Annotated in this window: 13 protein-coding genes; 9 read left to right on the top strand and 4 right to left on the bottom strand. The window is 73.4% G+C overall.

The annotated features are described in order from the left end of the window. Positions 1–25 precede the first annotated feature (25 nt). Positions 26–799 (top strand): hypothetical protein, encoded by a 774-nt coding sequence (locus tag ACWD6N_RS06675; protein ID WP_354965496.1) that lies wholly within the window; start codon positions 26–28, stop codon positions 797–799. Beyond that, entirely contained in the window at positions 796–2079 is a 1284-nt protein-coding gene (locus ACWD6N_RS06680) for an FAD-binding protein (protein ID WP_354965495.1), read from the top strand. The genes ACWD6N_RS06675 and ACWD6N_RS06680 overlap by 4 nt, the downstream gene beginning before the upstream one ends. Here the strand turns inward: ACWD6N_RS06680 and ACWD6N_RS06685 are convergent, their stop codons facing one another. Both ACWD6N_RS06685 and ACWD6N_RS06690 read right to left on the bottom strand, forming a co-directional pair. Next, entirely contained in the window at positions 2080–3228 is a 1149-nt protein-coding gene (locus ACWD6N_RS06685; RefSeq protein ID WP_354965494.1) for a site-2 protease family protein, read from the bottom strand. A 63-nt stretch (positions 3229–3291) separates the two neighbouring features. Further along, complete coding sequence (locus ACWD6N_RS06690) at positions 3292–4146, bottom strand: alpha/beta hydrolase (protein WP_354965493.1); 855 nt, start codon at positions 4144–4146, stop codon at positions 3292–3294. Positions 4147–4299: 153 nt separating this feature from the next. Between ACWD6N_RS06690 and ACWD6N_RS06695 the strand changes: the two genes are divergently transcribed. From ACWD6N_RS06695 to ACWD6N_RS06710, 4 genes are read left to right on the top strand one after another with little or no spacing between them, the layout of a single operon-like run. Beyond that, the gene (locus tag ACWD6N_RS06695; protein ID WP_354965492.1) at positions 4300–5199 is read left to right on the top strand and encodes an ABC transporter ATP-binding protein; all 900 of its coding nucleotides are present in this window, start codon (positions 4300–4302) and stop codon (positions 5197–5199) included. Between the two features lies 1 nt (position 5200). Beyond that, positions 5201–6016, top strand: a complete 816-nt coding sequence (locus tag ACWD6N_RS06700) for an ABC transporter permease (RefSeq protein ID WP_354965491.1) — start codon at positions 5201–5203, stop codon at positions 6014–6016. A gap of 26 nt (positions 6017–6042) precedes the next feature. After that, positions 6043–7173: a sensor histidine kinase gene (locus ACWD6N_RS06705; protein ID WP_354965490.1), complete on the top strand. Its 1131-nt coding sequence runs from the start codon at positions 6043–6045 to the stop codon at positions 7171–7173. After that, a complete protein-coding gene (locus ACWD6N_RS06710) occupies positions 7170–7823 on the top strand; it encodes a response regulator transcription factor (protein ID WP_450004531.1) in 654 nt (217 codons plus the stop codon). The genes ACWD6N_RS06705 and ACWD6N_RS06710 overlap by 4 nt, the downstream gene beginning before the upstream one ends. Before the next feature lie 55 nt (positions 7824–7878). Here the strand turns inward: ACWD6N_RS06710 and ACWD6N_RS06715 are convergent, their stop codons facing one another. Together ACWD6N_RS06715 and ACWD6N_RS06720 are read right to left on the bottom strand one after the other, a co-directional pair. After that, positions 7879–8790 carry a L,D-transpeptidase gene (locus ACWD6N_RS06715; protein ID WP_354965488.1) on the bottom strand — a complete coding sequence of 304 codons (912 nt, stop codon included), beginning with the start codon at positions 8788–8790 and terminating at the stop codon, positions 7879–7881. A gap of 79 nt (positions 8791–8869) precedes the next feature. Then, entirely contained in the window at positions 8870–10315 is a 1446-nt protein-coding gene (locus ACWD6N_RS06720; protein ID WP_354965487.1) for an alpha-amylase, read from the bottom strand. Between the two features lie 275 nt (positions 10316–10590). Here ACWD6N_RS06720 and ACWD6N_RS06725 point away from each other — a divergent pair, with 275 nt between their 5' ends. The 3 genes from ACWD6N_RS06725 to ACWD6N_RS06735 all read left to right on the top strand — a co-directional run bounded on the left by ACWD6N_RS06725 (position 10591) and on the right by ACWD6N_RS06735 (position 14397). Next, positions 10591–12267 carry a hypothetical protein gene (locus ACWD6N_RS06725; protein WP_354965486.1) on the top strand — a complete coding sequence of 559 codons (1677 nt, stop codon included), beginning with the start codon at positions 10591–10593 and terminating at the stop codon, positions 12265–12267. Continuing rightward, a complete protein-coding gene (locus ACWD6N_RS06730) occupies positions 12264–13730 on the top strand; it encodes an NADH-ubiquinone oxidoreductase-F iron-sulfur binding region domain-containing protein (RefSeq protein WP_387323738.1) in 1467 nt (488 codons plus the stop codon). The genes ACWD6N_RS06725 and ACWD6N_RS06730 overlap by 4 nt, the downstream gene beginning before the upstream one ends. 70 nt (positions 13731–13800) lie before the next feature. Next, entirely contained in the window at positions 13801–14397 is a 597-nt protein-coding gene (locus ACWD6N_RS06735) for a redoxin domain-containing protein (RefSeq protein ID WP_354965484.1), read from the top strand. The last annotated feature ends 4 nt before the right edge of the window (positions 14398–14401 follow it).

The raw sequence follows: 14401 nt of genomic DNA on the forward strand, positions 1-14401 counted from the left end.
CGATGCTGGGACCGACGCCACGGTCATGAACGGGGGTCCGAGCGTGGAACTGCGCCGGAGTCGGGGGGCCCTGGTGCTCGCCCTGGTCTGCGTACTCGGTGGGGTGGTTCTGCTGGCGATGCCCCGTCACGACGCCCTGCTACGGACGATCATCGCGGTGGGCGCCGTCGCGCTCGGCGTCGTGGCCCTGTTCAGCGCGTTGCGGCCGTTCCGGTTCGGGATCGGCGCGGACGGGCTGACCATTCGGCGACCGGGCCTGCGCCGGTCGATCCGGTGGGCCGAGGTGGACACGCTGGTCCTCGACGAGCCACCCCGGCGGGACGGCCGCCCGGTGCCGCCACGGCTGCTCCTGGTGCCCGTGCCGGGTGTGACGCTCGGGCCACCGGTGACCGCCCGCCATCCCGTCGACGGCCGGCCAGCCATCGAGCTGCTCGTCCTCGACCAGGTCCGGGAGCAGCCGGAGCAGGTGTCCGCCGCGCTCACCCGCTACGCCGGCGACCGGTTCGTGGACCTGCCCGCGCTGCGCCGCGCCGCCTTCACCGAGCCGGACCTCACCGCGAGCCTGCGCGGCTACCGGATGGACCAGGTCGACCAGTTGATCCGGCGCGGCCAGGACGCCCTGGTGTCCGGGGACGCCCAGACCCGGCTGGCGGCCCGCGTGGAGATCGAACGAGCCCGCGCGGTCGGCCTGCCGATCGCCCAGCGCGGTTACACCCGACTCCAGGCCGACCCGGCGCTGGACGCCCTCGTCGCCGCGTTGGCCGACCACCCGTCCACCGATCGGGAGACCACATCGTGATCGCACCGGGACAGGGCGGCCCCTCGGCCGCCACGGTCGACGCGCCGCGTCGGAACTGGGCCGGCAACGTGCGCTACGCCGCGCGGGCGTTCCACCGGCCGACCTCCACCGACGAGCTGCGTCGGCTGGTCGCCGCCAGCTCCCGGATCCGGGCGGTGGGCACCGGGCACTCCTTCAACCGGTTCGGGGACACGACCGGCGACCTGGTCACCCTGGCCGGGCTGCCTCCGGCGATCGAGGTGGACGCCGAGCGTGCACGGGTCACCGTCGCCGGCGCGCTGCGCTACGGCGACGTCGCCCAGCAGTTGCACGCCCAGGGGTACGCGCTGGCCAACCTCGCCTCGCTGCCACACATCTCGGTGGCCGGGGCGGTGGCCACCGCCACCCACGGCTCCGGTCAGACCCACGGCAACCTGGCCACCTCCGTCGCCGCCCTGGAACTGGTCACCGCCGACGGCGACCTGCTGCGCGTCGACCGGGACACCGACGGGGACACGTTTGCCGGCATGGTGGTCGGGCTCGGCGCGCTCGGCCTGGTCACCCGGGTCACCCTGGACGTGGTGCCGGCCTTCGAGCTGCGCCAGTACGTGCGGCTCGACCTGCCCCGGGAGGCGCTGGACGAGGCGCTCGGATCGGCGTACAGCGTCAGCGTGTTCACCGACTGGCGCGGACCGCGACTGCGCGAGGTGTGGCGCAAGCAGCGGGCGGACCAGCCGCCGCCCCCGGCGGACTGGCTCGGCACCACCGCCGCCGACGAGCCGCGCCATCCGGTGCTCGGGATGCCGGCGGAGAACTGCACCGAGCAGCTCGGTGCGCCGGGCCCGTGGCACGAGCGGCTGCCGCACTTCAAGCTCGGGTTCACCCCCAGTAGCGGGGACGAGCTCCAGTCCGAGTACCACCTGCCACGGGCAACCGCGGCCGAGGCCCTCGCCGCCCTGGACGACGTGGCGCACCTGATCGCTCCGGTGCTCCAGGTGTGCGAGCTGCGTACGGTGGCGGCCGACGAGCTGTGGCTCAGCCCGAACCACCACCGGGACAGCATCGCCGTGCACTTCACCTGGATCGGCGACCCGGTCGCGGTGGCCCCCGTGTTGGGGGCGGTGGAGGAACGGCTGACGCCGTTCGCGCCGCGTCCGCACTGGGGCAAGGTCTTCACCATCGATCCGGCCGCGCTGACCGCCCGCTATCCCCGGTACGCGGACTTCACCGCCCTACTGGCCCACCTCGACCCGACGGGCAAGTTCCGCACCACCGAACTGGACACCTACTTCCCCCGCTGATCAGCGGGGTGCGGCCGGCGTGGGTTGGTTGGTGCGGAGGGTGCCGCGTTGGACGGCGCGGCTGATGTCGCTGGGCGAGACGATGCCGACCAGCCGGCCGTCGGTGACCACCAGGGCGCGGCCGTCGGCGCACTCGCTGAGCCGGGGGAGCAGGTCGTTGAGTTCCTCGCCGGGCTGGGCGAGGACCAGCTGGTCGGCCCGGCAGGCCACCTCGGCCAGCGTGGTCGACGCCCGCCGGTCAGCCGGTACGCCCCGCACCCGGTCCAGGGTCACCAGGCCGGTCGGCCGGCCGTCGTCGGTGAGCGGCAGCGCCGAATGCCGGTACGCGAACAGGTAGTGGTCGACGAAGTCGGCGACCGTCATCTCCGCCGAGGCGGTCTGCGGCTGCGGGGTCATCACCTCGCCGACCCGGATCCCGCGCAGCGCGCTGCCGGTGCGGGCCTGCCGCTCCTCCATCCCGGCGGCCCCGATCAGGAACCAGCCGATCAGCGCCAGCCAGAGCCCGCCGAAGCCCACCCCGGACAGGAACTGCCACAGCCCGAGACCGATCAGCAGCGCGCCGAGCACCCAGCCGGCCCGAGCGGCGACCACCGACGCCCGGGTGCGGTCACCGGTGGCCTTCCACACGGCCGCGCGCAGCAGCCGCCCGCCGTCCAGGGGCGCGGCCGGCAGCACGTTGAAGACCGCCAGCAGCACGTTGATACCGGCCAGCCACGCCATCACCCCGAGCAGCAGGCCACCCTGCCCGGCCAGCGCGAGCAGCGCGGCGATGACGCCGAAGAAGGCTCCGAGCAGCAGGCTGACCAGCGGGCCGACCCCGGAGATCCGCAGTTCCGCGCCCGGGTCGCGGGGCTCGCCCTTCAGCTCGGCCACCCCGCCGAACAGCCACAGGGTGATGCCCCCGACCTGCAGGCCGTTGCGCTTGGCGACGATCGCGTGCGACACCTCGTGGGCCAGCAGGCCGACGAAGAAGACCACCGCCGCGGCCAACCCCGCCAGGGTGTACGCCACGGGCGAGCGGTCGGGGTAGGACCGGGGGAACTGATTGGCCGCCAGCCCCCAGGCGATCAGCGCGAAGATGACCAGGACACTCCAGTTGACGCCGACCGGTACACCCGCGATCCGGCCAAGCCGGAAGCTCGCCCTCATTTCTCCCCGTTACCCGCGCTCGGCCCGCCCATGCGCTCGAGAGCCCGCCGGCGCTGTGCAAGGTCAGCGGCGCGGGCTCTCGCTGGCGATGGTCGCCTCCCGGGGCAGCGCAGCCGCCCGTAGCGCCCAGTCCAGCGCGTAGTCGGCGATCGGCTCCCAGCCGTCCTGTCCGACGGTGAAGTGTGACCGGCCGGGGAACTCCTGGTACGCGGTGAGCGCCCGGGACTTCTGGTAGAGCGTGGCGTTGGCGCGGACCACCGACGGCGGCACCACGTGGTCGACCTCGCCGGCCATCAGCAGCAGCGGCGCGCGGTCGTCGCGCCCGGCGTCGACGCGGGCGGGTGAGCGCGGGTCGAGGTTGGCGAACGCGCCTTCGAAGTACACCCGCCCCGCACCGGGGACGGCGTAGCGCTGCCAGGCCCGGTCGGAGTCTTCGCGGCTCATCGCGTTGCCGAACGTGTAGGCGAAGTCGTCCTGGGTGAACGGGACGGCCTTGTGCCGGTTGGCGGGGCTGCGCAGGATCGGGAAGCCGGAGCGCAGCTGACTCAGGGGCACCTTGAGCACCCCCTTCACCTGCGCGGGGTGCACTCCCACCGCCGCCGAGCCGAGCCCCCGGTCGACCAGGAGTTGGGTGATCAGCCCGCCGAACGAGTGCCCCATGATGATCGGCGGTCGGGGCAGCGCCCGGATGATCCGATCGTAGTGCGCGACGATCGTGGCGATGCTCTGCTCGGCGATCGGCCGGGGATCGTCGCGCAACTGCTCGACGGACCGGTCCATCCCGGGCCAGGCGGGGACGATGACGTGCATGCCGCGCGCGGTGTACCGCTCGGCCCAACCCTCCCAGCTGCGGGGGGTCATCCAGAGCCCGTGGATCAGCACGATCGTGTCGGTTCGGCCCTGCGGCGTGGCACCCATCGCGTTCCCCCTGTCGCGGCGTCCGGCCCGGCGGTTACCCGCTCCTGCGGGCGTCACGCTCCGTGTCGCCCGGACGGCCCCTGACAAATGTCACGGCCGGAACGTGACGACCGCTCCGGGTACCGCACCCCGCGCGGCCGGAGCATGGCTGACATGACCAGTACGCACCCGGCCGTCGAACTCGACGGCCTCACCAAGACCTTCGGCGCCGTCACCGCGGTCGACGGGCTGAGCCTGCGGGTGCAGCCCGGCGAGGTGGTGGCGTTCCTCGGCCCCAACGGCGCGGGCAAGACCACCACCATCGACATGCTGCTCGGGCTGGCCCGTCCGGACGCGGGCACGGTCCGCCTCCTCGGCGGCACCCCGGACGACGCGGTGGCCCGGGGCCGGGTCGCCGCCGTGCTCCAGACGGGCGGGCTGCTCAAGGACCTCACCGTCGGTGAGACCGTCCAGATGACCTCGCACTTCTACCGGCACACCCGCCCGGTGACGGAGGTGCTGGAGCGGGCCGGCATCGCCGACATCGCCGACCGGGTGGTCGGACGCTGCTCCGGCGGCCAGCAGCAGCGGCTGCGCTTCGCGCTCGCACTGCTGCCGGACCCGGATCTGATGGTGCTCGACGAGCCGACCACCGGCATGGACGTCGAGGGTCGACGGGACTTCTGGCAGGCCCTGCGCCGCGACGCGCGCGCCGGACGAACCGTCATCTTCGCCACCCACTACCTGGATGAGGCGGACGCGTACGCCGACCGGATCGTGTTGGTCCGGCAGGGGCGCGTCGTCGCCGACGGCACCACCGCGGAGATCAAGAATCTGGCCGCCGGCCGCACCGTCCGGGCCACCCTGCCCGGTGCCGACCAGGCCGCCCTCGCCGCGCTGCCCGGTGTGGACGCCGTCGAGGTACGCGGCGACAGCGTGCTGGTGCGCACTGGCGACTCGGACGCGATCGCCCGACACCTGCTCACCCGGACCGCGGCCCGGGACGTGGAGATCACCTCCCGCAACCTCGAGGACGCCTTCCTCGCCCTGACCACCGAGCACACCGGAGCCTGAGATGACCACCCTGCCGGCCACCCCCGCCGCCACCCGTGCCGACCGGCCCACCGAACCGGACCGTCGGCTGCCCGCCCTGGGCGGGTTCGCCCCGGCCGTCCTGCGCATCGAGCTGCGCAGGGTGCTGCGCAACCGCCGCACGCTCGCGTTCACACTGATCATGCCGGGCGTCTTCTTCCTCATCTTCGGCCTGCCGCAGGGTGGGCAGTCGCTGGACAACGGCCGCCCGGTGACCGCGTACGTGATGATCAGCCTGGCCGTCTACGCGGCCATGGTGGCGACCACCAGCGCCGGCGGCGCGGTGGCCACCGAGCGGGCGCTGGGCTGGAGCCGGCAGCTGCGGCTCACCCCGCTGCGCCCGACCGCGTACGTGGCCACCAAGCTGATCACCGCGATGGCCCTCGGCCTGCTCGCGGTCGTCGTCGAGTTCCTGGTGGGCGCCGCCGCCGGCGTCCGCATCCCGATGCACGTCTGGCTGCTGGCCGGGCTCGCCGCCTGGGTCGGCTCGCTGGTCTTCGCCGCGTTCGGCCTCTTCATGGGCTATCTGGTGCCGGCCGAGAACGTCATGCAGTTCATCGGCCCGATCCTGGCCGTGCTGGCCATGTTCGGCGGACTCTTCGTCCCGCTCGAGGTGCTGCCGGACGTGCTCCAGCACGTCGCCCGGTTCACCCCGGTGTACGGCGTGGGCGAGCTGTCCCGCGCCCCGCTGACCGGTGAAGGGGTGAGCATGGCCGCGGTGGCCAACATCGCCTGCTGGGCCCTGGTCTTCGGCGTCGGCGCGGCCCGGCTGTTCCGCCGGGACACCGCTCGGGTCTGACCGCTCCGACCGTTAGCGTGGACCCGATGGATCTCTCGACAGGCCACCCCCGGCCGGCGAGCCGCCACTGGCGGTTCACCGGTTGGCTGCTGGCGGCGGTGTGGCTGTTCTTCCTCAACGTGCCGCTCGCCACCACGCTGCACCAGCCACAGCCCTGGCGGCGGGTCGTCGGCGTGGCCGCGCTGCTCGCCTTCGGCGTCGGCTACGTGCTGCTGTTCCAGTGGGCCCGCCAGCTGCGCGAGTCGCTCACTCCGATCCCGGTGGGCCGGGCGCGGGCGGGGCTGCTGCTACTGCTCCTGGTGGGCCTGGCCAGCATCCCGGGCGCCGGTGGGGACTGGCTGGTCACCCTGGTCTACGTGGCCGCCGCGGCGGTGTTCCTGCTGCCGGGCCGGGGGGCGTCGCTGGCCGTGGCGCTCTGCGCGCTGACCCCGGTGCTGGCGTCCTGGCTGGTGCCGGGGTGGGAGGCCGAGAACACCATCGTCTTCGCGGTGCTGCTCGCCTCGTTCGCCATGTTCGGGGTGTCCCGGCTGGCCCAGCGCAACAGTCAGCTGCAGGCCGCCCAGCAGGAGATCCGCCGGCTCGCGGTCGCCGAGGAGCGGGTCCGCACGGCCCGCGACCTGCACGACATCCTCGGGCACTCGCTGACGGTGGTGGCGATCAAGGCCGAGTTGGCCGGCCGGCTGATCGAGGTGGACCGGGACCGGGCCGCCGCCGAGATCGCCGAGGTGGAGTGCCTGGCCCGGGCGGCGCTGGCGGACGTGCGGCAGACGGTCGGGGCGTACCGCGAGGTGACCCTCGCCAGGGAGCTGGCGGGCGCCCGCTCCGCGCTGGCCGCGGCGGGCATCGCCGCGGAGCTGCCGGGCGAGGTGCCGGCGCTGCCGGACGAGTGGGACCGGTTGTTCGGTTGGACGGTTCGGGAAGGGGTGACCAACGTGGTCCGGCACAGCGAGGCGCGGTGCTGCACGATCCGGGTGCACCCGGACCGGGTCGAGGTGAGTGACGACGGCCGGGGTCCGTCCACTTCCGACGTCTCCGGGCACGGGCTGGTCGGTCTGCGGGAGCGGGCGCGAGGGCTGGACGCCGTGGTGTCCGTGGGTCGCCGTCCGGACGGAACCGGCTTCCTGCTGCGGGTACACGCGCCGGCGGGGGCCCGGTGAGCGGCCCCACCGGTGGTACGCCCGCGCCGGGCGCGCCGATCCGGTTGCTGCTCGCCGACGACCAGGCGCTGGTCCGTGGCGCGCTCGCCGCGCTGCTCTCGCTGGAGCCAGATCTGACCGTGGTGGCCGAGGTCGGCCGGGGCGACGAGGTGGTGCCGGAGGCACTCCGAACCACCCCCGACGTGGCTCTGCTGGACGTGGAGATGCCCGGCCTGGACGGGATCGCCGCCGCCGCCGCGCTACGCGCCGCGTTGCCGGCCTGCCGGGTGCTGGTGGTGACCACCTTCGGTCGGCCCGGCTACCTGCGTCGGGCGATGGAGGCCGGCGCGAACGGCTTCGTGGTCAAGGACACGCCGGCCCGGCAACTCGCCGAGGCGGTCCGTCGGGTGCACGCCGGCCTGCGGGTGGTCGACCCGACGCTGGCGGCGGAGACCCTGGCCACCGGTGCCAGCCCGTTGACCGAGCGGGAGACCGAGGTGCTTCGGGCGGCCCGCGCCGGTGGCACCGTCTCCGACCTGGCGGGGGAGCTGCACCTGTCCGACGGGACGGTGCGCAACCATCTCTCGGCGGCGATCGGCAAGACCGGCGCCCGCAACCGGGCCGAGGCGGTCCGCATCGCCGAGCGGAACGGCTGGCTGGTCGGCGAGTGAGCGGCGTTCGCTCAAGCCGTGAGCGGCGTTCGCTCAGGCCGTGAGCGGCGTTCGCTCAGGCCGTGGGCGGCGGGGTGGGGAGCTGGTCGACGACCACCAGGCTGCTGCCGGGGCGGACCTCCGCGAGCAGCTCCCGCTGGCCGCTGCGGGTGACCCGGATGCAGCCGTTGGTGGTGCTCTCGCCCAGCTCGCCGTCGTGGTACCAGGTGTGCAGCCCGATGTGCGCGCCACGCAGCCCGGTCGGCACCGACTTCGGGTCGTCGGGCACCGAGCCGAGGGCGTAGATGTCCACCCCGCCGTAGACGTCCTGCGGTGGCGGGGTGCGGCCCAGGATGAAGGTCCGCCCGAGCGGGGTCTCCTGTCCTTCCTGCCCGAGGCTGGTCTGCCAGGAGCGCACCGCCTTGCCGGCCCGGTACCAGGTGAGCCGGTGCACCTTGCGCTCCACCACGATCTGGTCGCGCAGGGCCACGGTGTCGAACCCGCCGGACGGCAGCCAGGCGAGCCGCCGGTTGGCCGACGGGAGCAGGACGGCCGTCCAGCCGAGGCGTTCTTCGGCGATCGGCACGGTCAGCTCGACACCGGCGAGCGTCGGTTCGAGGAAGGCCAGCGGACGTCCGCCGGGCGCGTCGTACGCGGCGATCCGCCGGGTCGGGTGCACACCCTCGGTCAGGGGCGTGGTGTCCATGGTGGCCGGATCGGCGGGAAACCCCTTGGGGGCGGGGTCGTAGTCGACGACCGGTAGCCCGTCCGGGGCGGGCGCCGCCGACGGCACCGGTTCCTCGGGGCTCTGCTCGATGCTGCTCGGCGTCGGATCGGGCGCCGCCGCGACAGGTCGGTCGGTGGTCGTCGAGCGCGGCGTGAGGGCCTGGCCGACCAGCAGCGCGGCGATCAGCAGCGCGGCCACGGCGACGGCGGCGGCCACCCAGCCGCCCCGGCGACGGGACGGGGTCATTCGGTCAAACGGCACGAAACCACTGTATCGGACCTGTTAGGAAGGTGCCCTTGCTATACAAAAGGCGATAACAAGGGCACCTTCCTTGCGGTGCTCAGACGCGCGCGCCGACATGGATGGCCACGGCGTCGTGCGCGGGCACGTTGGCGGCGAACCAACCGTTACCGTCCACCGTGATCACCGGGCCACTGCACGTGCCGCCCGCGTACGTGCCGTGGATGACGTCGCAGTACCGGCCGGCGGGCAGCCCCGTGTAGTACGAGCGCCCGTTCACCGCGGAGTCCTCGTCGTTGACCGTGATGAAACCCTTGCCGCTGCGGCTGAACGCGATGTGGTTGTTGCCGTTGTCGTACCAGTTGGCCACGCCGGCGCCCTCGGTGGCGTTGCGGAAGCCGACCATGTTGGCGATCACCGGCCAGCGGTGCTCGCACTCCCAACCGGAGTAGCAGGTGGTGTTCAGCGTCTTGTTGGCGCCGTCCGAGGGCGGGCCGGCGTCCCGGTTGCTGAAGGTGTAGCTGGACATGACGGTCGGCGAGCCGTACGGCCAGGCCAGCATGAAGGCGTTCGCGAGGGCGTAGATCCCACGGTCCCGGTACGTGAGCACCCCGCCCGCGTCGCGCTGGGTGTCGTGGTTGTCCACGAACACCGAGGACGGTCCGGTGGGCAGGTGCCCCCAGCCCTCGCCGAAGTTGCGCAGGTACGCCAGCCGTTCGGAGCGGAACACCCGGGCCAGGTCCTTGCCGTAGCGGAACTCGTGCACGTCACCGTTGCCGGTGTACTCGGTCGGTTGGATCGGCTCGCCGGCGCCGTAAATGACCTCCTGCACGATGTACGCGGAGCGGGAGAGCTCGCCCCTGATCGCGGCGATGTCGGCCGCCGGCATGTGCTTGCTGGCGTCCAACCGGAACCCGTCCACGCCGAGGGAGAGCAGGTCGTTGAGGTACGACGCGATCTTCGTACGGACGTAGTCCGACTCGGTCTTCAGGTCGGAGAGGTTGACCAGCTCGCAGTTCTGCACCTCGTACCGGTCGTTGTAGTTCGCGATGTCGTCGCCGCCGTTGCGGCCGCAGTGGTGGAAGTCCTGGGTCTGGTAGATGCCCGGGTAGTCGTAGTGCGAGTAGGACGAGCCGGCCCAGCCGGTGCCGCCGTTGTCCTGACCGGACATGTGGTTGATGACCGCGTCGACGATCACCTTGACCCCGGCCGCGTGGCAGGTGTTCACCATCGACTGGAACTGGGCCCGGGTGCCCTTGCGGGACTCGATCCGGTAGCTGACCGGCTGGTACGCCATCCACCACTGGTTGCCCCGCACGTGTTCCTGCGGGGGCGAGACCTGGACGTAGCCGTAGCCCTTCGGCCCGAGTGTGCTCTGGCACTCGCTGGCCACCGACGGCCAGTTCCACTCGAAGAGCTGGACGATGACCTTCTTGCCGCCGGACGGGGCGGCGACGGCCGGGGGAGCCGTCACGGTGGTGGGAAGGAGCAGGCTGGCAAGCAGGCCGAGGGCGAGGATCGCTGAGCCGCTTCGACGTCGGTGCATCGGGACTCCTGACGGGGGATGGGGGTGGTGGTGCGGCGGGGGGAGCAGACCGGTTGCCGGAATCTTGCAACCACGACTGAAATTTTCCGAAAGGTTACAAGCGTGTTGCAGGCACTGTCAACGCATGGACATCTATCACTGCCCTTTCCGCCCTGTCGCGTGGCGGCTCCGCGCCCCGGCGGTCCCCGCTACACGCGTCCCGGTGCCGGTTGGTTCGATCCGGCCCAGAAATTTCCATCCCAGGGTGATCCGCGCGCCCCTTCGGTCCGTACTGGATGAGGGAGCAGGGTCGGCCGGTGGTGCGCCGCCGCGAGACGATCGAGGAGCAGATGGCCCGGGCAAAGCTGAACCAGAAGGCGCCCCCCGTCCGGACCAGCGCCAGCAGTCGGGGGGTGCGAACCCGGTCACGGTCGGCGACCACCCTGCTGATCGCGTCGGCCCTCGCCGCGCTCTGGGCGGCGACCATGCTGACCGGCGCGGGTCAGAAGGCGTACGCCTACGGGTTCTTCTTCACCGAGTTCTTCGCCGGTGTGATCGCCCTGGTGTCGCTGAGCCTCACCGTCATGCTCGGCCTGCTCGCCACCGACCGCCTCGTGCTGCGCATCGCGCACCGGGTGCTGTTGCAGTCGGCGCACCGGGCCACCGGTGTGCTCGGCGTCTCCGGACTGCTCTTCCACGTGCTCACCAAGATCGCCACCGGCCGGGCGGCGGCGACCGACGCGCTGGTGCCGTTCGTCGGCGGCGGAGGGCTCTACGTCGGGCTCGGCACGGTGGCCGCCCTGCTGATGGTCAGCGTGATCTGGACCGGCATCATCCGCGCCCGCTTCGCCGACGTCGGTCCGAAGTGGCTGTGGCGCGCGCTGCACTCCACGGCGTACGTCGCCTGGCCGTTCGCCCTGTTCCACGGCCTCAACGCCGGCCGGGCCGCGAAGTCCTGGGTGGTGTTCAGCTATCTCGGCTGCGTCCTGCTTGTCGTGCTGGCGCTGCTGGTCCGGCTCTCGGTCACCATCGGCCGGCGCAGCCGCGAGCAGCACCAGGCCGCGGTGCGGAACGCGGCGATGGCCGGCCGGACCAGCGAGGAGGGCCGCGGCCGGTCGCTGCGGACCGGGCTGAGCCGTCGCCGCGACACCGGCGCGGAGAAGCGTCCCGCCTGGGCGGAGACCACCACCGCCACGTGGGCCGCACCGGCCACCGCCCGGCCCCGCGACCCCGACCGGTTCACCGTGCCGGTGGTGCCCGAACCGGGCTCGCTCACCGAGCCCGCCCGGCCCAGCCGGCGCCAGCGGGACGAGGAGCCAGCGGCCCGCCGGGGCACCGAACGGGCCGCGCGCGGCCGGCGCGACGAGCTGGAGCCGGCGGCCCGCCGGTCGACCCGGCGGGACGTGGACGAGCCCCGCCGGCGCGACGAGGAGGAACTGGAGCCGGCGGCCCGGCGCCGCGGCGAGCGCACCCGGGACCGGGACGAGGCGGCCCCGACCCGGCGGCGGCGGGGCAGCGCGCCGGTCGAGGAGCCGGTCGCCGAGCGGTCCACCCGCCGGTCCCGCGCCGAGGACGACGGCAGCCGGTACTCGGCCCCGCCCCGACGGACGGCGGAGGAGCCCGAGGAGCCGTGGGACAGCCCGCGGCGGTGGCAGGCCGCGGAGCCGATCTCGGCTGGCCCGGTCTCTGCGGAGCCGATCTCCGCTGGGCCGATCTCCGCGGCGCCGCGCAGCGGCAGCGGCCGGCACAGCGTTGAGGACGACCTGCCGGAGGAGCCGGACTACTGGCGCCCGCCGGCCCGGTACCTGCCGGAGGACGTCGCGCCGCCCGTCGACGACACCCCCACCCTGGTCGACCTGGCGTCTCGCCGGGCGCGGCGGGCCTCCGGCGAGAGCCGGTCCAAGCGCCGCAAGGCCAGCGCCGACGCCGTGGACGGGGCGTACTGGGCCGGGCTGCGGGGTGAGGCGAAGTGATGCGTACGACCGTGCCTCCGGTGGCCTGCGTCGGTGAGCCCCGGCTCACCGCCGGGTTCGCCGAGTTCGGTCGGCTGGACCTGGCCGCGCACGACGAGGTGCACGGGCTGATCGGCCCGATGGAGCCCGCCCAGCTGCTCAGGCTCGCCGAAGGCATGCAGCTCAAGGGCAAGGGCGGGGCGGGTTTCCCGTTCGCCCGCAAGCTGCGCGCGGTGCTGGAGTCCTGCGAACGGCAGGACCTCGCCGCAGTGGTGGTCGTCAACGCCACCGAGGGGGAGCCCGCCAGCTGGAAGGACAAGGTGCTGCTGACCCGCGCACCGCACCTGATCCTCGACGGCGCGGCGCTGGCCGCGTACGCGCTGGACGCCGACGAGATCGTGATCGGTGTGGCGGATGACGGGGTCGGCCGGGACTCGCTGATGGAGGCGCTGGAGGAGCGCCGGATGCCGGTGCCGACGACTATCGTCACCGTGCCGCACCGGTTCATCTCCGGCGAGGGTGGCGCACTGGTCAACGGCATCAACGGGCTGCCGCACATCCCGCCCGGTACCAAGAAGCGCTCCAGCGACTCCGGGGTCAGCGGTCTGCCCACCCTGCTGTCCAACGCCGAGACGTACGCCCAGCTCGCCGTCGGTGCGCGACTCGGCCCGTACGAGTACTCGGCGCTCGGCACCGACGACGAGCCGGGCACGGTGCTGCTCACCGTGACCGGCGCGGCGGCCCGGCCGGCCGTGGTGGAGTGCACCGCCGGCATGCCGCTGCGCGACGTCCTCGACCTGTGCGAGGTCCCGGACGTCCAGGGCATCCTGATGGGCGGCTACCACGGCAAGTGGATCACTCCGGAGGCGGCGGAGAAGGCCGAGGTCTCCCGCAAGGGCCTGGCCGCGGTCGGCGGCACCCTCGGCGCGGGCATCATCGTCCCGCTCGGCGTCGACACCTGCCCGCTCGGTGAGGCCGCCCAGGTGGTGCGCTACCTGGCCGGCGAGTCCGCCGGCCAGTGCGGACCGTGCAAGATGGGCCTGCCCGACCTGGCCCGCGCGGTGGACCTGGCGGTCGCCGGCAGCCAACCGGCGGACGTGGTGCGGGCCGCCGCCGGTGAGGTGAAGGGGCGCGGTGCGTGCAGCCACCCGGACGGCACCGCCCGGTTCGCCCTGTCCGCGATCGAGGTCTTCGCCGACGACCTGCGGTTGCACAGCACCGGCGACGGCTGTGGCCGGCGGGTCAAGGGCGTGATGGGGCTGCCGGGCGCCCCCGACGGGAACCCGCAGAAGCTCACCCTGGACTGGTCGCGCTGTGACGGGCACGGGCTCTGCGCGCACGTGGTGCCCGACTTCATCCGGCTCGACGCCAACGGTTACCCCGCCTTCCCGCCCACCCCGGTGCCGACCTGGCTGCGGGAGGGCGCGCTGAAGGCGGTCAAGCTCTGCCCGGAGCTCGCCCTCCGACTCGCGAAGGCCGAGTAAGGAAGGGCACCTTTTTAACGCCTGGTGCATAGGAAGGGGCCCTTCCTAACGACTGTGGAGGGAGACGCGGATGCGCAGCTGGCACGCACGGAGGGGACCACGTCGGGCCGGCACCGCCGCCGCGCTGGTCGCGGCGCTGCTCGGCGCGGTCTCCTGCAGCGGTACGGCCGCCCCGCCACCGGCGGCCGCCGGCACCGCGCCCGCCGCCACCACCGCTGCCGCGACCGGCTCGCCGACCGCCGCCCCGACTCCGGCGCGGGTCCCGGACACCCTGCGCTTCACCGGAACCACCCTCACCGGCGCCGCGTTCGACGCGGCGCAGCTGGCCGGCCGCCCGGTGGTGCTGTGGTTCTGGGCTCCGTGGTGCGCCACCTGCGCCAGCCAGGCCTGGACGGTGGCCGAGATCGCGCCCCGTTTCCGGGACACCGTGCCGATCGTCGGCGTCGCGGGCCTCGGCGAACAGCGGGCGATGAAGGACTTCGTCACCGAGTTCGAGCTTGCCGGGACGCCGCAGATCGACGACCGCGCCGGCGCGCTGTGGCGTCGGTTCAAGGTGACCGAGCAGAGCACCTTCCTGATCATCGATCGGGACGGCAAGGTCGTCCACCAGGGCTTCCTGGACGGTGAGGCGCTCACCGCCCGGGTCACCGCGCTGGCCGGGGCGTGACCGC

The sequence above is a fragment of the Micromonospora sp. NPDC005163 genome (assembly GCF_053599835.1).